The organism is Sphingopyxis sp. H073 (assembly GCF_001468395.1).
Lineage (GTDB): Bacteria > Pseudomonadota > Alphaproteobacteria > Sphingomonadales > Sphingomonadaceae > Sphingopyxis.
In genome coordinates this window covers 26,253-44,451 of record NZ_LNSG01000003.1, presented here as the reverse complement: position 1 = coordinate 44,451, position 18,199 = coordinate 26,253, and the positions used below count along the sequence as shown (strand labels likewise).

The following is an 18,199-nucleotide window of genomic DNA, read 5'->3' as shown; positions in this document are numbered from 1 at the left end:
GGCAGAGGCGATTGAACGCCGAAGAGCGGTGGCCGCACCTCTATCAGTTTCTCGGGGCTTACCTTCATCAGGATTGGCCAGAGGATAGCGGAACGCCGGAGGCTGCCGTCGATTTAGCTATCGCCGAGCATAGTTTGGAACAGCGTCAAGCCGTGGCACGACAGTGGTGGAATTGGAATGCCGTTGAGGGCTCGAATGCTGATCCAAGGCCGGCGATCAATGATGGCCTTGGGGTCGAAGTTTGGTTCGACACGCCTCTAGAAGCACGACAGTTCATGAACTTGGTTTACGACAGGCTTGTCGTTTCGATCCGGAAAGAAGTGAAAGACTGGAAGCCATGAAACTAGGCCGCCTCAACCATATCGGCGTTGCGACGCCGTCGATTGCCGACAGCATCGTCTTTTACCGCGATGTGATGGGCGCGACGAAGATCCATGAACCGTTCGACCTGCCCGAGCAGGGGGTTAAGGTGTGCTTCGTCGATACGCCGGGGGCGGACGGGGCGCTCAACGGGACGCAGATCGAGCTGATCGAGCCGCTGCCGGGCAATGTCTCGATCGCGGGGGTTCTGGAGAAGAACCCGGCGGGGGGGCAGCATCATATGTGCTACGAAGTCCCCGATATCCATGCCGCCAAGGCCGAGTTCGAAGCGATGGGCAAGCGGGTGCTCGGCGAACCGCGGATCGGGGCCCACGGGACTTTGATTTTCTTCCTCCACCCCAAGGATATGGGCGGGGTGCTGACCGAGATTATGGAGACGCCGAAGGGTGCGCATTGATAGACCTTCTCCCCTTGTGGGAGAAGGATAGGGAGGCTTGTCAGCTTGCTGACTAGCCGGACTTGGATGAGGGGTTGCGAGCGAAGCTCGCGCGGTCCTTTGGACCGCAACCCCTCACCCAGCTTCAACTAGGCAGCAAGCTGCCAAGTTTTCGCAACCCTCTCCCACAAGGGGAGAGGGGGTTAGGAACTGAATTATGACCGACAAACCCACCCTCGACCAATGGGCCGAAGCCGCTGCCAAGGAAGTGAAGGGCAAGGACCTCACCTGGCACACGCCCGAGGGGATCGGCGTCAAGCCGCTCTACACGGCCGAGGATGTCATGACCGACCCCGGCCTGCCCGGTTTCGCGCCCTTCACGCGCGGGGTGCGCGCGTCGATGTATGCGGGGCGGCCGTGGACGATACGGCAATATGCAGGCTTTTCGACCGCTGAGGAATCGAACGCCTTCTATCGCCGCAACCTCGCCGCCGGCCAGAAGGGCCTGAGCGTCGCGTTCGACCTCGCCACGCACCGCGGTTATGACAGCGACCATCCGCGCGTCGTCGGCGACGTCGGCAAGGCGGGCGTCGCGATCGACAGCGTCGAGGATATGAAAATCCTCTTCGACGGCATCCCGCTCGATCAGATGTCGGTGTCGATGACGATGAACGGCGCGGTGATCCCCATCCTCGCCTTCTTCATCGTCGCGGGCGAGGAGCAGGGGGTCGACCGTAAATTGCTCGACGGGACCATCCAGAACGACATCCTCAAGGAGTTCATGGTCCGCAACACCTATATCTACCCGCCCGAGCCCTCGATGCGGATCATCAGCGACATTTTCGGCTACACGTCGCGCGAGATGCCGAAGTTCAACAGCATTTCAATCAGCGGCTATCATATGCAGGAAGCCGGCGCGACGCAGGTGCAGGAGCTCGCCTTCACGATCGCCGACGGCGCCGAATATGTGCGCTACGGCGTCGCCAGCGGCCTCGACATCGACAAGTTCGCCGGGCGCCTCAGCTTCTTCTTCGCGATCGGCATGAACTTCTTCATGGAGATCGCGAAGCTGCGCGCCGCGCGCGTGCTGTGGCACCGCGTGATGACCAACCTCGGCGCCAAGGACGAGCGGTCGAAGATGCTGCGTACGCACTGCCAGACGTCGGGGGTCAGCCTGACCGAGCAGGACCCGTACAACAATGTCATGCGCACGACGATCGAGGCGATGGCGGCGATGCTGGGCGGCACCCAGTCGCTGCACACCAACGCGCTCGACGAGGCGATTGCGCTGCCCACCGATTTCTCGGCGCGCATCGCGCGCAACACCCAGATTGTGATTCAGGAAGAGACGGGGATGACCAAGGTCGTCGATCCGCTGGGTGGTAGCTATTACGTCGAGGCGCTGACGCAGGAGCTGGTCGACAAGGCGCAGGAGATCATCGACCGTGTCCAGGCCGAAGGCGGCATGGCGAAGGCGGTCGCGGCAGGCTGGCCCAAGGCGATGATCGAAACCGCCGCCGCGGCGCGGCAGGCGCGGGTCGATCGCGGCGACGATGTCATCGTGGGCGTGAACAAATATCGCCTGAAGGATGAGGATCTGCTCGAAACCCTCGAGGTCGATAATGCCAAGGTGCGCGAGGGGCAGATCGCGAGAATCAAGAAAACCAAGGCCGAGCGCGACGAGGCGGCGTGTCAGGCGGCGCTGACCGCGCTGCGCGATGGCGCGGCGAAACCGTCGAGCATCGAGAACAACCTGCTCGCGCTCGCTGTCGAAGCTGCCCGCGCGCGCGCGACGCTCGGCGAAATCAGCTCGGCGATGGAGGAAAGTTTCGACCGTTATGCCACCCAGCCGACTCCGGTGAAGGGCGTCTATGCGGCGCCTTATGAGGGCGATGCGCGCTGGGCGCAGGTGCTCGACGGGGTCGAGGCGGTCACGCGGCGACTCGGCCGCAAACCCAAGCTGCTGGTAGCGAAGATGGGGCAGGATGGGCACGACCGCGGCGCGAATGTCATCGCATCGGCGTTTGGCGACATGGGGTTCGACATCGTGTCGGGGCCGCTGTTCCAGACCCCCGACGAGACGGTGGTGCTGGCGCTCGACAGCGGGGTTGACGTTGTCGGCGCGTCGAGCCTTGCCGCGGGGCACAAGACGCTGATCCCCGAGCTGATCAACAAGCTTCGCGAAGCGGGCCGCAGCGACATCAAGGTGATCGCGGGCGGCGTCATTCCGCCGCAGGATTATGACTATCTCCGCGACGCGGGCGTGCAGGGCATCTATGGCCCCGGCTCCAACGTCGTCGAATGCGCGGCCGATGTGCTGCGTTTGCTTGGCCATAATATGCCCCCCTTGGAGGATGCCGCATGACCACTACCCGAACCACCCGTGCCCCTGCGAAGGCAGGGGCCCATCACCAGGTGCCTGTATCTGACGCCGCATTTGCTGCGCGGGCAGGTGATGGGCCCCCGCCTTCGCGGGGGTGTACCGACGAGTGTCGGTACAACTGGACCCGCGAGGAAATCGCCGACCTGTTCGATCTGCCGTTCGACGATTTGATGTGGGAGGCGCAGGGCGTCCACCGCCGCCACCACGCGCGCGGTGAGATCCAGCTTTGCACCTTGCTCAGCATCAAGACCGGTGGCTGCGTCGAGGATTGCGGCTATTGCTCGCAAAGCAAAAGCGCCGACAGCGGGCTGAAAGCCACCAAGCTGATGGATGTGCGCGCGGTGCTGCAAGCCGCGGCGCAGGCGAAGGATTCGGGGTCGCAGCGCTTCTGCATGGGCGCCGCCTGGCGTAACCCCAAGGACCGCGACATGCCCGCGATCGTCGAGATGATCGAGGGCGTGCGCGCGATGGGCATGGAAACCTGCATGACGCTGGGGATGCTCAGCAAGGAACAGGCGCAAACGCTCGCGGTTGCGGGGCTCGATTATTACAACCATAATATCGACACCTCGCCGGAACATTACGGCAATGTCATCACGACGCGCACCTTTCAGGAACGGCTCGACACGCTGGAAGAAGTGCGCAGCGCCGGGATCAATGTCTGCTCGGGCGGCATCGTCGGCATGGGCGAAACGCGCGCCGACCGCGTCGGCTTCATCCACGCGCTCGCGACCCTGCCCGAACATCCCGGCAGCGTGCCGATCAACGCGCTGGTGCCGGTGAAGGGCACCGTGCTGGGCGACATGCTGGCGGACACGCCGCTCGCGAAAATCGACGATATCGAGTTCGTCCGCACCGTCGCGGTGGCGCGGATCACCATGCCGCGCAGTATGGTGCGCCTGTCGGCAGGCCGTGAAAGCATGTCGGAGGCGACGCAGGCGCTCTGCTTCATGGCGGGCGCGAACAGCATCTTCACCGGCGACAAGCTGCTGACGACCGCGAACGCGGGCGACAATGCCGACGCGGCGCTGTTCGCGAAGCTGGGGCTGCGGCCGATGGAGAGCGAAGAGCCGATGCGGATGGAAGCGGCGGAGTGAAGTCCGTTCCGATCTGGAAAAAATTGCTCGCGGGGGTCTCTTCGCTGCTCAGCTTTGCTGTGTGTGGAGCCATCGCGCTTGTCGTCCTCGGCATCGCGGTGCGTATCGCTAAGAATTCTCCCGTTACCTCATCCATGCCGCTGTTCATCATCGGCCTGTTTTTTATCTTCATTTTCGGTTCGGCCGTCGTTGGCTTTATTCGGAGGCCCTAGTGTTCAAGAAAATCCTGATCGCCAATCGCGGCGAAATCGCCTGCCGCGTCATCAAGACCGCGCGGCGCATGGGCATCGCCACGGTGGCCGTCTATTCGGACGCCGACGCGCGCGCGCCGTTCGTGCAGATGGCCGACGAGGCCGTGCATATCGGCCCGTCGCCCGCATCCGAATCCTATCTGATCGCCGACAAGATCATCGCCGCGTGCAAGGCGACAGGCGCCGAGGCGGTGCATCCGGGCTATGGTTTCCTGTCCGAACGCACCAGCTTTGCCGAGGCACTCGCCAAGGAAAACATCGCCTTCATCGGCCCGCCGGTGAACGCGATCGCCGCGATGGGCGACAAGATCGAGTCGAAGAAGCTCGCGAAGGAAGCGGGGGTCAATGTCGTCCCCGGCTTCATTGGCGAGATCCGCGACACCGAGCATGCGGTCGAGATTTCGAACGAGATCGGCTATCCGGTGATGATGAAGGCGTCGGCGGGTGGCGGCGGCAAGGGGATGCGCCTCGCCTATGACGAAAAGGACGTCCGCGAGGGCTTTGAGGCGACCAAGCGCGAAGGGCTCAACAGCTTCGGCGACGACCGCGTGTTTATCGAGAAATTCATCCTCAATCCGCGGCACATCGAGATCCAGATCCTCGGCGACCAGCATGGCAATATCCTCTATTTGAACGAGCGCGAGTGCAGCATCCAGCGCCGCCACCAGAAGGTGGTCGAGGAGGCGCCGTCGCCCTTCGTCACGCCCAAGATGCGGCAGGCGATGGGCGAGCAGTGCGTCGCGCTCGCGCGCGCGGTCGGCTATTATAGCGCGGGCACGGTCGAACTGATCGTGTCGGGTGCCGACCCGACGGGCGAAAGCTTTTACTTCCTCGAAATGAACACGCGGCTGCAGGTCGAGCATCCGGTGACCGAGGCGATTACCGGCATCGACCTCGTCGAACAGATGATCCGCGTCGCCGCGAGCGAAAAGCTCGAAATGACGCAGGACGATATCAAGATCGACGGCTGGGCGATCGAGAACCGCGTTTATGCCGAGGATCCCTATCGCGGCTTCCTGCCCTCGACCGGGCGCCTTGTCCGCTACCGCACGCCGGTTCCCGCATGGGAAGGCGACGAGCGCGGCGTCGATGGCGTGCGTGTCGATGCCGGGGTCGAGGAGGGCGGCGAGGTGTCGATCTTCTACGACCCGATGATCGCCAAGTTGGTGACGTGGGGCGAGACGCGCGACGAGGCCGCCGATTTGCAGATCGCAGCGCTCGACCGGTTTGAACTCGAAGGCCTTGGCCACAATATCGATTTCGTCTCGGCGATCATGCAGCATCCGCGCTTCCGCTCGGGCGAGCTGACGACGGGCTTTATCGCCGAGGAATATCCTGAAGGCTTCCACGGCGCCCCGACCGATTCGAAGATCACGCGCGCACTCGCCGCGATCGCGGGCTTCATGGCGAGCGCCGAGGCCGACCGCGCGCGGCGCACCGACGGCCAGCTCGGCGACCGGCTCGAACCGCCGGCGAAGTGGCAGGTGTCGATCGACGGCACGGCCCACAAGGTCAAGATCGGCGAGAAGCATATCAAGGTCGACGGCGACAAGATCGACATCGCGCTCGAATATACGCCGGGCGACCGGCTCGTCGTTGCCGAAATCGATGATAGCGAGCTGGCTGTGAAGGTCGCGAAAACCCGCGCAGGCTGGAAGATGACGACGCGCGGACATATTCACGACGTCCGCGTACTCCCCTGGCATATTGCGCCGCTGGCGGGTCATATGATCGAGAAGATCCCGCCTGATCTGTCGAAATTCCTAATCTGCCCGATGCCGGGTCTGCTCGTCGCGCTCCACGTCGGCGAAGGCGACAAGGTCGAGGCGGGCCAGCCGCTTGCGACGGTCGAGGCAATGAAGATGGAAAACATCCTCCGCGCCGAAAAGTCGGGCGTCGTGAAAAGCGTCAACGCGGCGCAAGGCGACAGTCTGGCGGTCGATGAGATCATTCTTGAGATGGAGTGAGGCCTTGCACGCCCATCACGATCAGGATGCCCCTGCGGCCGACCCAATCGCCTTCGACGAGTTCCTGAAGGTCGACATCCGTATCGGCACGATCGTCGAGGCCGAGCCCTTTCCCGAGGCGCGCAAACCCGCGTTTAAATTGAAGATCGACTTCGGCCCCGCCATCGGCATCAGGAAGAGCAGCGCGCAGATCGTCGACCGCTACACGCTCGAAGAGCTGGCGGGGCGGCAGGTCGCCGCGGTGGTCAACTTCCCGCCGCGCCAGATCGGCAAGTTCATGTCCGAAGTGCTGACCTTGGGATTTGCCGACGAAAAGGGCGCGGTAATCCTCTTCGCGCCCGACCGAGCGGTGCCGAATGGCTCGCGCCTCTTCTAGGCGGCTGTCGTCAGTCGCTTCCCGAGGAAGAGCTTGAACAGCACGAAGGCGACCAGCCCGACCACCGCCGTCGCGACGTGGAACAGCCAGAAGCTCGTCGTCGGCATCGACGAATACCAGCCGCCGACCTCGCCGACGATCTTGTTCGCCCCGAAGAAGGCGAGATAATAGATGCCGACCACCGTCGCGTTGAGCGCGCGCGGCGCGACCTTGGTGAAGAGCGCGAGGCTGACCGGCAGGATGTGCGCGAAGCCGATGCTGTTAAACAGGTGAAACATGACCGGCCAGAACAGCCCGATCTTGCCATCGCCCTGCGCCGCTGCCGCCGTGAACAGGCAAAGCCCGCCCGCGATGGTGAAGAGGCTGCCGATGATCATCTTGCCGAGCTCGTCGGGCTCCTTGTAGCGTTTGCCGTACCAGACATAGAAGGCCGCAACCGCAACCAGCATCGAGAAGCTTGCCGTGGCGTCGATCGTGATCATGTAGCTTGTCGGCAGCGTCGTTCCGAAGAAGGTCAGCTGAAAATGCTGGTCGGCCCAGACGAGATAGGCGTTGAAAATCTCCTGATTGGTGAGCAGCGCGACCGCCAGCGCGGGCACGAGGATCAGCAGCGCGGCTACGCGTATCCAATCGTCCCGCGTCAACGGTTCCCTTGGCTTCCGAGCCTTCTCCGCACGAAGCTCGCGGCTCTCGGCGGGCAACCAGGGCTTGGCGTAGATGTACAGGATCAGCCCCGCGACCATCACCACGCCCGCGGTGCCGAAGCCCCAGTGCCAGCCAACCTTCTCGCCCAGCGTCCCCGAAATCAGCGGCGCGACGATGACGCTGACGTTGATCGCGATATAGAAGATCTGGAACGCCATCGCGCGGCGGAGGTCGTTGGGGCCATAAAGCTCACCGACCTGGCTCGCGATATTGCCCTTGAACAGCCCCACGCCGACGATCAGCGCGAGCAGCGCGAAGAGGAACGCGCCTTCGAACGCCATCAGGAAATGGCCGACCGCCATGAACAGGCCGCCAAGGATCAAGGTCGTGCGCCGACCCAGCCAGCGGTCGGCAATGAAGCCGCCGGCAATCGGGGTCAGATAGACCAGCGAGGTATAGTCGCCGAAAATCTTCGACGCGAGCGGCTGGCCGTCGATCCCGCCATACCAGTCGCGCAGCGCCGACAGCCCGATCACCCCCGCCGCATTCTCGGGCAACAGCAGATATTTGACCATGTAGAGCACGAGCAAGGTCTGCATCGAATAATAGGAAAAACGTTCGCACCCCTCGACGAAGGCGAGGTAGCCAAGTCCCTTGGGGTGCCCCAGAAAGGCGCGATCGTTGCGGTCCGCCTCGAAATCGGGCGTCGCCTCGGCGATGGTCATTCAGTCACTCCCCGGTCATTCTGGTGTCCCGCGACGGTAAAGTTTCACCTGAAACTTGCCAGTGGCGTTCGACGAACGACCGGCTTAGGCTGCGCGCGGGCAAACAAGGGGAGAGGGTCGATGACTTTACCGGTAACTGCGTTCGTTGCGGCGGTCTGCGCACTGCTGCTGCTCGTCACCGCGATCGACACGGTGCGCCAGCGCTTGCGTCTGAAGGCCGCGTTTGGCGACCATGGCGATCCGAAGCTGATCAGCGCCAGCCGCGCGCACGGCAACCTTGCCGAATATGCGCCGATCACGATCATCCTGCTTGGCCTGCTCGAGACGGTTCGCGCCAATCATCTGGCGCTGATGATCATCGGCGCGATCTTCCTGATCGGCCGCGTCGCGCATGTGATCGGCCTATACACGCCGTCGGAACCCGGCGAGGCGCCGCTGGGGCGGCAGGTCGGCGTCGTCGCAACCTTCGGCACGCTGCTCGCACTCAGCCTGTGGACGCTGTGGATGCTCGCGACGCTCAATTTATAGGGCGACTTCGGGGTGGGCGCGGCCATGCCTTGCCTGGTCATCGCGGCATGGATTTTTCAAAGTTCAGGAAAGTTCAGCCCATTGCGCGCCCCGTTCTGGACCGGGAAAATTGCCGAACGCATCTCGCCCGCGGCCGTACCCGGCGACCGCCTTTGCCCACCAGATGAAAGCTGACACAGCCGGATAATGTAGGAAAGGCCTATTTGAAGGCGATGGCGGGTTTGGGGTGGGAAGCGGTCGCCCCAAGCTCGTCATGCTGAACTTGTTTCAGCATCCATGGGCCGACCTCTCATCGGCCGCTGCGTTGAAGGAAACGGCAGACCATGGACCCTGAAACGAGTTCAGGGTGACGATGAAAGATAGGTCAGCTTTCGGTCGATTGCGGACATACAAAAACCCGCGTTCAATCCTCGACCAGCGCCACCGCGCGGATCCAGCCCGCGCTGGCGCGCTCGATCTTCACCGGGAAGCAGCTCAGCGTCCAGCCGGTGGAGGGCAGGGCGGCGAGGTTTGTCAATTTCTCTATCTGGTAATAGGGCCTGATCCGCCCCGCCTTATGGCCTTCCCAGATGATCGACGGGTCGCGCGTTTCGGCCCAGCGCCTGGCCGTGTGGCTGAACGGCGCGTCCCAGCTCCATGCGTCGGTGCCGACGACTTTGACCCCGCGCTCGGTCAGATATAGCGTCGCTTCGGCGCCCATGCCGCAGCCCTGATCGGTGAAATTGTCGGTGCCATAGACCGCGCCAGACTGGACGAGCACGATGTCGAGCGGCTGAAGCGCGTGGCCGATCCGCGCCAGCTCGGCTTCGACCTCGGCCCCGCTCACGACGTGCCCCGCAGGGCGGTTGGAAAAGTCCAGTTTCACGCCGGGACGGAAGAACAGGTCGAGCGGCGCCTCGTCGATGCTCGGCGCGGCGCTGGCGCCGGCGTCGGTCGTCGAATGGAAATGCCACGGCGCATCCATGTGCGTGCCGTTGTGCGTGCTGAGCGTCAGACTCTCGACCGCCCAGCCTTCGCCGTCGGGCAGGTCGTCCTTCGTCAGTCCGGGAAAGAACATCGCGATCTGTTCCCACGTATTTTCGTGCGTCATGTATGTGATCTGCGGGCGCATCACCGGCGGGTCGGAGACGACATCGTTGGTTATCGGGATCGAGAGGTCGATGAACTGCATGGCGCGCAGTCTGCCACCGGAATGACGCTGCGCCAAGAAGGCTTGCGCGGCGCCGCCGGACAGCTACACCGGCCCAAACCCGTTCGTGTCGAGCCAATTCGAGACACCCATCGGGCGTGTACGCCGTCAAGGCATCTCGACTTCGCTCGATGCGAGCGGGAGGGGGACAGGCCCGAGAGGCCAAGGGAGAGTTTATGACCGACGCCGCCGCGGCCGCCGACCACGCCGCCGCCTACCAGCCGACCGCGAAGGATATCCGCATGGTCATCGCCGCCTCGTCGGCGGGGACGATCTTCGAATGGTATGATTTCTTCATCTATGGCACGCTCGCGGCGATCATCGGCAAGGCCTTTTTCCCTAGCGATAATGCCACGCTCGAAATCCTGCTCGTCTGGGCGGGCTTCGCGGTCGGCTTCGGCTTCCGTCCGCTCGGCGCCGTGCTGTTCGGCTTTCTGGGTGACCGCCTGGGCCGCAAATACACCTTTCTCGTGACAGTGACCCTGATGGGTATCGCGACCGCAGGCGTCGGCATGATCCCGTCTGCCGCAACGATCGGCTTCACGGCGCCAGTCATCGTGTTGCTGCTCCGTATTCTGCAGGGTCTTGCGCTCGGCGGCGAATATGGCGGCGCGGCGGTCTATGTGGCGGAGCATTCGCCGCCTGAAAAACGCGGCTTCTATACCAGCTTCATTCAGGCGAGCGTCGTTGGCGGCTTTGTCCTCAGCCTGATTGTCGTTCTTGGCTGCAAGGCGATGATGCCGGACGCCGTGTGGGAAAGCTGGGGCTGGCGTGTTCCGTTCCTGCTGTCGCTCATCCTGCTCGCGATTTCGCTGTGGATGCGTCTCAAACTCTCCGAAAGCCCGGTGTTCCAGGCGATGAAGGCCGAGGGTGAGATCGCGAAGAATCCGATCAAGGAAAGCTTCACCTACCCCGGCAATCCGAAACGCATCTTCGTTGCACTGTTCGGCATCGCGGCAGGTCTGACGGTGATCTGGTATACCGCAATGTTCTCCGGCCTCTCCTTCCTCAAAGGGCCGATGAAGGTCGAGGATACGGCCGCCGAAATCATCGTCGGGATCGCCGCAGCGCTGGGCATGGGATTCTTTCTCCTGGCGGGACGCCTGTCCGACCGCATCGGGCGCAAGAAGCCGATCGTCTGGGGCTACGCCGCGACGCTGGTGTTGCTCTTTCCGCTCTTCTGGCTGATGGGCAGCGTCGGCAATCCGGCGCTGACCGCGGCGGCGGAAAAGGCGCCGGTCGTCGTCACGGGATCCAAGTGCAGCTTCGATCCCTTTGCGCAGACGCAGGAAACTGCGTGCGGCAAGACACTCGGCGAGCTCACCAAGCTGGGTGTTCCCTACCAGGTCGTGTCGAACGAAACGGGGTTCGACAGCGTGAAGGTGATGATCGGCGACCGCGAGGTCGCGAGCGAAGATCCGGTGCTGCTCAAACCCGCGCTCGAGGCGATAGGCTATGGCTTCGACAAGCAGATTCCGGCGCCGTTCGGCATGGCGGTCATCCTCGTCGCGCTACTCGGGCTCAGTGCGCTGTCGGGCTTCACCTATGGCCCTGTCGCGGCGCTGCTGTCCGAAATGTTCCCGCCGCATGTCCGCTATTCGTCGCTGTCGATCCCTTATCACCTCGGCACCGGCTATTTCGGCGGTTTCCTGCCGCTGATCGCGAGTTTCATCGTCGCCAAGACGGGCAATGCCTATGCCGGGCTGTGGTACACCTGGGTCGTGGTGCTGGTCGCGTTCCTCGTGTCGGTCTTCCTGCTGAAAGAGCCGGTCGAGGGGCAGTGGGACAAGCCGGCACCGTCCGCGGGCGATGCCGCCTGACCCATTGGCGCTGCCGGTAAAGCCGTCTAGGGGCTTGGGCATGATCGATATTGCATCGCCGCTGCGTCTCCGCCTCGATTCCGCCGCGCTCGTTTCCAACTGGCGCTGGCTGGCGGCGCAAGGGGGCAAGGCGTGCGGCGCGGCGATCAAGGCGAACGGATATGGCCTTGGCGCGCGCGAGGTGATGCGCCATCTCGCCACGGCGGGATGCCGCGACTTCTTCGTCGCGAGCTGGAGCGAGGCGGCGGCGCTGATGCCGCTCGCCGGCGACGTGTCGCTGTCGGTCCTTCACGGCGTCGGCGCGAGCGATATGGTCGCTGCCCGCACCCTCCCGGCGCGTCCGGTGCTGTGCAGCGTCGAACAGGCGCTGCGCTGGCGCGAAGGAGGGGAGGGGCGGCCATGCGACGTGATGGTCGATACCGGCATGAACCGTCTCGGCCTGCGTCCCGAGGAGGCCGCGAGTGGCGCGCTCGACGGCCTCGCAATCGAAACGTTGCTCAGCCATCTCGCGTCGGCAGATGAGGACAGCGATCAGAATGCGCGGCAGCTGACGGCCTTTCGTGCGGTCCGCGCGCGTGTTCCGGCGCGGCGTTACAGTCTTGCGAACAGCGCGGGCATCTGCCTTGGCCCCGACTATGGCTTCGACCTGACGCGGCCCGGGCTGGCGCTCTACGGCGGGATTCCCCGCGCGTCCGCCGACGGACATATCCGGCAGGTCGCCTATCCCGAGGCGCGCATCATCCAGCGACGCGTTGCGCGTGCGGGCGAGACGGTGGGGTATGGCGCGACCTGGACCGCGCAGCGCGACACGCCCGTGGTCATTGCCAATATGGGCTATGCCGACGGTTATCTGCGTTGCCATGCCGGGATCGGCGGTGCGACGCGGGAAGGGCAGGCGTTGCCCTTGATCGGGCGCGTCTCGATGGATCTGATCGCCTTCGACGCGAGCGGAGCCCCGGACGCCGCCGAAGGCGACTGGCTGACGATCGATTATGACCTGCCTTCGGTTGCGGCGCAAAGCGGGCTGTCGCAATATGAACTGCTGACCGGGCTCGGCGCGCGGTTCGAGCGCGTCTGGGACTGACGCCCACTACCGGATCAGCGGCGAAGGGGTGCGCAGCCCCCACGGATCGAAGCGCGCGCGCCGGATCCAGCGCGTGCAGATCCACTTCGTCCCCTTGGTGACGGCCTGCCCGATGTGGCGGCTGTCCAGATCGACCTGGCCGTCGGGGCGCGTGTTCGCGAAGGTGAGCATGTCACCGGTGCGCCCCTTGATGTCGAGGCCCGCTGCGGGAAAACTCGTTTCGCCGCCCTGATAATCCTCGTTCAGATAGACGATCGCCGTGCGGACGCGCTGGTTGGCTTCGCCGGGCAGGCAATCATGATGCTCGCGATATTGCTGTCCGGGTTCGTAACGGAGGACGATCAGCGGCTCGCCGGCCTCGACGTCGGTGCCTGTGGCCGCGGCGAGGCGCAGATTGAGCGCATGGAGCACCAGATCCTGCTGGATCGGTCCCAGTACGGCGTTGAACGAGGTGCGGATCGGATTGGGGCTTTGCCGTCCGGTCCGGGAATCGACAACGACCGACGGTGCGAGAAACGGTTTCGCAAGGTCGATAACGTGCGCGCATTCCGCGGGCGAGAATAGGGCGCGTCGACGGGCTGCGACCGGTGACCGTGCGAGCACCTCCTCCGGGGGCAGGGATTGCGGCCGACCGTCGCCGCCAATATCCATCGCGCGCAACAGTTCGACCTGCCGCGCCGCCATTGCGTCTTCGGGCGCAGCGGCTTCGAGTAACTCGAAGGCTTCCTTCCATCTGGGTTCGCCGCCGGCGCCGAGTGCGACAAAAACGGCATAGGTGGTTGTCGCGGGCTGGTACCCCGCGCGACCGGCATGACCGAAAAACAACCGCGCCCGGGCAAAGTCGCGCTGCAAAGGCTGTCCATAGACATGCCACAGGCCAAGCTCGTTGAGCGCCTCGCCATCGCCGCGCCGCGCGGCGTCGGATACCAGCTCGATGGCTTGCGCGGTGTCGCCGGCTTCGAGCAGCCGCCGCGCGCGGATCGAGAGGGAGGCTGGAGTGACCATGTCGCCTCCTACCGAAGGATCGGGGACAAAAAAAGAGGGCCGGACAAGCGTCCGACCCTCCCCTTTTTCGACGTCAAGTTCGATCAGAACTTGGCCACGATACCAGCGTAGAAATACTGGCCGCGGTTGTCGTAAATGCCCGAGCCCGCGCCGACGCCGGTTAGACCGAACGGCGGCTTGCGGTTGAACACGTTGTCGATACCGGCGTAGAAGTTGAAGCCTTCCGAGACATCAACCGCAGCGCGGATGTCGACATAGGCCACCGACGGATATTTCTGAACCGGGGCATAATCGAGGTTCTGCGGCGGAAGGCCGTTGAGCTCGTTAAAGTCCTCGTAGGTGTTCAGGTACATCTTGTCGATCCAACGGAACTGGTAGCCGAAGGTGACATTCTTGTACTTGGCGCTCAGGTTGACGTTGACCTGGTTCTTCGGGTCGCCGAGCTCGCCGAGAATGCGGTTCTTGAACGTCGGGTCCGCCGGGTTCAGGAACTCGTCACGCTGCAGGACGCGCGTGTAGAGACCGCCGAAGGTGAACGTCCAGTCGCCGTCGGTGTAGCGATAGTCGATCTGCGCATCGATACCGCGTGCCTTCAGCTTCGCATAGTTCTGGCTGATCTGAATCAGCGAGCCCTCGAGAATCTGGAACGGAATTTCACCACGGGGACCGCCACCCGCACCGGCACGCTGGAAGAGCGAGCAGAACGGGTTGTTGTTGATGTCCGGCAGGTCGTAACAGGCGTTCGCGATCTGCTGCGCCGAAGGCGCGGTGATCACGTCGTCGACCGTGATGGTGTAATAGTCGGCCGACAGCGACAGACCGGGGATGAACCGCGGCTGCAGCAGCACACCAACGGTGTACGAGTCCGACTTCTCCGCCTTCAGGTTTTCGTTACCACCGCTCAGGATTTCGAGCGACGAGCTGTAACGATAGTCATAGCCAGCCGGACGGCCTGCGGCCGTACAATTGGCGAGACGGTTCGCCGAACCGGTAGCCAGGTTGACCGCCGAGCAAGGGTCGCCGAAGCCCGGAGCGAAGTTCTGACCCTGCGCCGAGTAGAGGTCGGCGAGGTTCGGAGCACGGACCGCGCGGGCATAGGTGCCGCGGAACCCGATGTCTTCGATCGGCTTCCACATGATTTCACCACCATAGGTGTAGGTGGTGCCGGCGCCGCCCTTATAGTCCGAAATACGGCCATTGGCACGCAGCGTCAGTTCATGGGCGAGCGTTTCGTCACGCAGCAGCGGAAGCTGGATTTCGCCATAGACTTCCTTCACTTCGAACGCGGGCGAGTCAAAGCTCGGGATCGCGTTGTAGAAGGCGTAACCTTCCTGCGTAAGGTCGTCGAGGTCGTACTTCAGCGTTTCACGGCGATATTCCGCACCCAGCGAGAAGGCCACGGGGCCGCCCGGCAGGTTGAAGAATTCGCTCGTGTCGCCGGCGACATAGCCGCCGATGTTGAGCTGCGTGATCTTGCCGGTCGCGAGCGAGTCGACGAGCACATAGTTGCGCGCCGCCTCGGAAACCGAACCTTCGCCGAACGGATTGATCGGAACGCAGGCCGCGACGTCGGCCGCCAGGCGCGGATCGTCACCGGCGCTGAGCGGCGTGCCGTACACGTACGACAGCGGATCGTTGCCCGGGAGCTTCGAGCGGCAGACGATGTTGCCGTTCGCATCGCGGGTGGTGTCGATACCCAGCAGATAGCGCTGGATGTTGACGTTGCCCTTGATGAGGTTCTTTTCCTTGTGCTCGCCGTAGTTCGCGAAGACTTCGTAGTTCCAGTCGTCGTTGAACTCGCCGCGCGCACCGATCACGGCGCGATAGGTTTCACGCGTGATTTCTTCGTCGCGGGTGCCGAAGTCGGTCCAGTTGCGACGCAGGCTGAAACGGAACGTGCCTGCGCTGATCTGCGCTCGCTGAGTGGCCAGCTTTTGCGCCGCAGTAACCGTCACGACGCCGTTGACGACAGTGTCTGTGAAAGCCGCACCGGTATTCGGATTGACCGTCGATGCCAGGAAGGTGTCGGTCAAGATCTGGCGTGCCTGCGTTGACAAATAGGGGTTGTCGAGGCGGAGGCGTTCGCGGCCGCCCGGATCACCCAGCGTCGCGCCCTGCGAGAAGAAGGGACCGCTCTGCGAACCCTGGGCTTCCGAGCGGACATACTTCGCCTCGAGGAACGGAACGAACGCCGGCGAGACTTCGAAATGCGCGATGAGGTTAGCCGAATAGCGCTGAAGCTGCGGCGAAAGCGCGATCAGGCGACCTTCGCGGCCCGTGTAGCCGTTGCCGCCGATGAACGGACCCGTCGGGCCGAGGCCTGCGCGGTCGCCGGTCTGCGCGATCAGGCTGCCGTCGGGCTGGAACAGGAAGGCGCAGGTAAAGGCCGTGCCGCCGCCGCGGCCGCAGGGAGCCGTCGTCGGGTTCGGATAGGCCGCAACCATGCCGCCGAGGCTGATCGTCGTCGAGCGGATATCGCGGAAGAAGTAGCGGTCGAACCCGCCGGCCGCGCCATTCGGCGAACCCGGAGCGTCGGCTTCGACGACGAGGAAGGCGTCGTTCGTGTCGAGATACGGACGGCCCGAGGCATAGAAGTCCTGGCTGTGCGCATATTCGAGGTTGATCGCGATGTTGCCGCGCCCTTCGGCGAAGTTCTGGCCTGCGGTGACCGAAAGGAACTGGTTGCCCGCATCCTTGTACTTCGAGATGCCGCCCTGGCCGCGGACCTGGACGCCTTCGAAGTCGTCCTTGAGAACGAAGTTGACGACACCTGCGATGGCGTCCGAACCGTAAACGGCCGATGCGCCGCCGGTCACGATGTCGATGCGCTCGACGAGGTCCGACGGAATGGTGTTGGTGTCGACCGACACGCCGTTCGACAGCACGTCCGAACCGACGTGGCGGCGGCCGTTGACGAGGACCAGCGTGCGCTGGGTGCCGAGACCGCGAAGGTCGAGCAGGTTAAGACCGCGCGTTCCGAGGAAGCGCGTCGAGTTCTGCTGGCTGAAGGTGCTGCGGAGCTGCGGGAGGTCGTTGAGAAGGTCGCCGACCGAAATGCCGCCGGTTTCGAAAATCTCGTCACCGGTCACGACCGCAATCGGGTTAGCCGATTCAAGGTTCGGCTGGCGGATGCGCGAGCCAGTGACAACGATCGCGCCCGATTCCTCGGAATCGCAAACGCCGTTGCTGTCGGCATCGACGCAATCGGTCGCGCCCTGCGCGAACGCCGGCATGGCGCTGAACAATGCAAGAGTCAGGGCAGAGCCCCTGACCAGCAAGCTAGTCTTTTTCATGGTATGTTTCCCCGTTTACCGTTCTGAGAGACTGAAAAGAGAACGGCCTGCCGTCTAGAAAGACGGAAAATTGCGGCGACACAAGTCCCGCGGGATGAATTTTCACAGATATGCAACGTGAGCGCCCGCGTTGTGTCATTTTGGCAACACCGGGCGACGCGTCCGCGGGAAAAGGACATTTCGCAGTTGCGATATGTTTTGACGGCCAGGGGCGAAATCGCATCAAAAAAGTTCCTCAAATTGGTATCTGTTGTAACGAAATTGCGGGAGGCGGTTTGACCGACCCGCCCTAAGCGGAGCGCGCGGCCGCTGAAAAATGCTTGCAGGCTGTGTATTGCCCGTCCCGAGGGGCGTTTACGCTGACGGCATCCGCGGCCACCGATTCGGTCCCGGGCACGCATGTTGCGGCGCATCATGATTTGATGCTATTGCCATGGCCGCACCGAAAAGCGGGAGTACGGCCGGGGGAACCCGGCCATGGGGTACAGGAGCCTGGGTCAGCATGACAAAATCGAAGACGACCGGGGATGACGGCGTCGTTACCATCAAAAAATATGCGAACCGGCGCCTCTATGACACCGAACGCAGTTGCTACATCACGCTGGACGATCTTGGCGCCATGGTCCGCGACGGGCGCGACTTCCGCGTGGTCGATGCCAAGAGCGGCGAGGATATCACCCATAATGTCCTGACGCAGATCATCATGGATACCGAGACCAAGGGCGAGACTTTGCTGCCCGTCAATTTCCTCCGCCATTTGATCGGCCTCTATGGCGACAAGATGCAGTCGGTGGTGCCGCAGTATCTCGAAGCCTCGATGGCGTCGTTCCGCAAGAACCAGCAAGATGTCCGCGCCGCCTTCGAAGGCGCGCTCGGGGCGAATCCATTGGCGGAGTTGACCCGTCGGAATCTCGAGATGTTCCAGCAGGCAGCGGGCGCCTTTATGCCAGGCGCTGCGGGCAGCAAATCGAAAGATGCCGAAATCGCCGCGCTCAAGGCCGAAATCGCCGACCTCAAGGCCGAGCTTGCCGGCAAGAAATAACCGGAGCGCTCTCCCGCTCCCAGATTAGAAAACAGGA

Annotated in this window: 15 protein-coding genes; 11 read left to right on the top strand and 4 right to left on the bottom strand. The window is 63.4% G+C overall.

Annotation, left to right across the window (positions count from 1 at the left end; genetic code table 11):
• Positions 1-11: 11 nt before the first annotated feature.
• The 7 genes from ATE64_RS05780 (at position 12) to ATE64_RS05750 (ending at position 6,831) form a co-directional block, all read left to right on the top strand.
• The gene (locus ATE64_RS05780; protein WP_156417345.1) at positions 12-341 is read left to right on the top strand and encodes a contact-dependent growth inhibition system immunity protein; all 330 of its coding nucleotides are present in this window, start codon (positions 12-14) and stop codon (positions 339-341) included.
• Positions 338-778 (top strand): methylmalonyl-CoA epimerase, encoded by a 441-nt coding sequence (gene mce, locus ATE64_RS05775; RefSeq protein ID WP_058456449.1) that lies wholly within the window; start codon positions 338-340, stop codon positions 776-778. Before ATE64_RS05780 ends, mce begins: the two co-directional genes overlap by 4 nt.
• A gap of 196 nt (positions 779-974) precedes the next feature.
• A complete protein-coding gene (gene scpA / locus ATE64_RS05770; protein ID WP_058456450.1) occupies positions 975-3,122 on the top strand; it encodes a methylmalonyl-CoA mutase in 2,148 nt (715 codons plus the stop codon).
• Positions 3,119-4,237 (top strand): biotin synthase BioB, encoded by a 1,119-nt coding sequence (gene bioB / locus ATE64_RS05765; protein WP_231729092.1) that lies wholly within the window; start codon positions 3,119-3,121, stop codon positions 4,235-4,237. The genes scpA and bioB overlap by 4 nt, the downstream gene beginning before the upstream one ends.
• On the top strand, positions 4,234-4,449 hold the full coding sequence (locus ATE64_RS05760; protein ID WP_058456451.1) for a hypothetical protein: 216 nt from the start codon (positions 4,234-4,236) through the stop codon (positions 4,447-4,449). Before bioB ends, ATE64_RS05760 begins: the two co-directional genes overlap by 4 nt.
• The gene (locus ATE64_RS05755; protein WP_058456452.1) at positions 4,449-6,455 is read left to right on the top strand and encodes an acetyl/propionyl/methylcrotonyl-CoA carboxylase subunit alpha; all 2,007 of its coding nucleotides are present in this window, start codon (positions 4,449-4,451) and stop codon (positions 6,453-6,455) included. Before ATE64_RS05760 ends, ATE64_RS05755 begins: the two co-directional genes overlap by 1 nt.
• Before the next feature lie 4 nt (positions 6,456-6,459).
• On the top strand, positions 6,460-6,831 hold the full coding sequence (locus ATE64_RS05750; RefSeq protein ID WP_058456453.1) for a tRNA-binding protein: 372 nt from the start codon (positions 6,460-6,462) through the stop codon (positions 6,829-6,831).
• Here ATE64_RS05750 and ATE64_RS05745 read toward each other — a convergent pair.
• Positions 6,828-8,201 (bottom strand): peptide MFS transporter, encoded by a 1,374-nt coding sequence (locus tag ATE64_RS05745; protein WP_058456454.1) that lies wholly within the window; start codon positions 8,199-8,201, stop codon positions 6,828-6,830. The two genes, ATE64_RS05750 and ATE64_RS05745, sit on opposite strands and share 4 nt — an antisense overlap.
• A 120-nt stretch (positions 8,202-8,321) precedes the next feature.
• On the opposite strand from ATE64_RS05745, the gene ATE64_RS05740 reads away from it, so the two are divergent.
• Positions 8,322-8,729 (top strand): MAPEG family protein, encoded by a 408-nt coding sequence (locus ATE64_RS05740; RefSeq protein ID WP_058456455.1) that lies wholly within the window; start codon positions 8,322-8,324, stop codon positions 8,727-8,729.
• Positions 8,730-9,132: 403 nt separating this feature from the next.
• On the opposite strand, the gene ATE64_RS05735 is transcribed toward ATE64_RS05740, so the two are convergent.
• Complete coding sequence (locus tag ATE64_RS05735) at positions 9,133-9,900, bottom strand: cyclase family protein (protein ID WP_058456456.1); 768 nt, start codon at positions 9,898-9,900, stop codon at positions 9,133-9,135.
• A gap of 194 nt (positions 9,901-10,094) precedes the next feature.
• On the opposite strand from ATE64_RS05735, the gene ATE64_RS05730 reads away from it, so the two are divergent.
• On the top strand, positions 10,095-11,738 hold the full coding sequence (locus ATE64_RS05730) for an MFS transporter (protein WP_058456457.1): 1,644 nt from the start codon (positions 10,095-10,097) through the stop codon (positions 11,736-11,738).
• 40 nt (positions 11,739-11,778) lie between these two features.
• On the top strand, positions 11,779-12,822 hold the full coding sequence (alr, locus tag ATE64_RS05725) for an alanine racemase (RefSeq protein ID WP_058456458.1): 1,044 nt from the start codon (positions 11,779-11,781) through the stop codon (positions 12,820-12,822).
• A 6-nt stretch (positions 12,823-12,828) separates the two neighbouring features.
• Here alr and ATE64_RS05720 read toward each other — a convergent pair whose 3' ends face one another.
• Together ATE64_RS05720 and ATE64_RS05715 are read right to left on the bottom strand one after the other, a co-directional pair.
• Positions 12,829-13,827 carry a 2OG-Fe(II) oxygenase gene (locus tag ATE64_RS05720; protein ID WP_058456459.1) on the bottom strand — a complete coding sequence of 333 codons (999 nt, stop codon included), beginning with the start codon at positions 13,825-13,827 and terminating at the stop codon, positions 12,829-12,831.
• Between the two features lie 83 nt (positions 13,828-13,910).
• The gene (locus ATE64_RS05715; RefSeq protein ID WP_082657887.1) at positions 13,911-17,120 is read right to left on the bottom strand and encodes a TonB-dependent receptor; all 3,210 of its coding nucleotides are present in this window, start codon (positions 17,118-17,120) and stop codon (positions 13,911-13,913) included.
• A gap of 502 nt (positions 17,121-17,622) precedes the next feature.
• On the opposite strand from ATE64_RS05715, the gene phaR reads away from it, so the two are divergent.
• Positions 17,623-18,162: a polyhydroxyalkanoate synthesis repressor PhaR gene (phaR, locus tag ATE64_RS05710; protein WP_058456461.1), complete on the top strand. Its 540-nt coding sequence runs from the start codon at positions 17,623-17,625 to the stop codon at positions 18,160-18,162.
• Positions 18,163-18,199 lie beyond the last annotated feature (37 nt).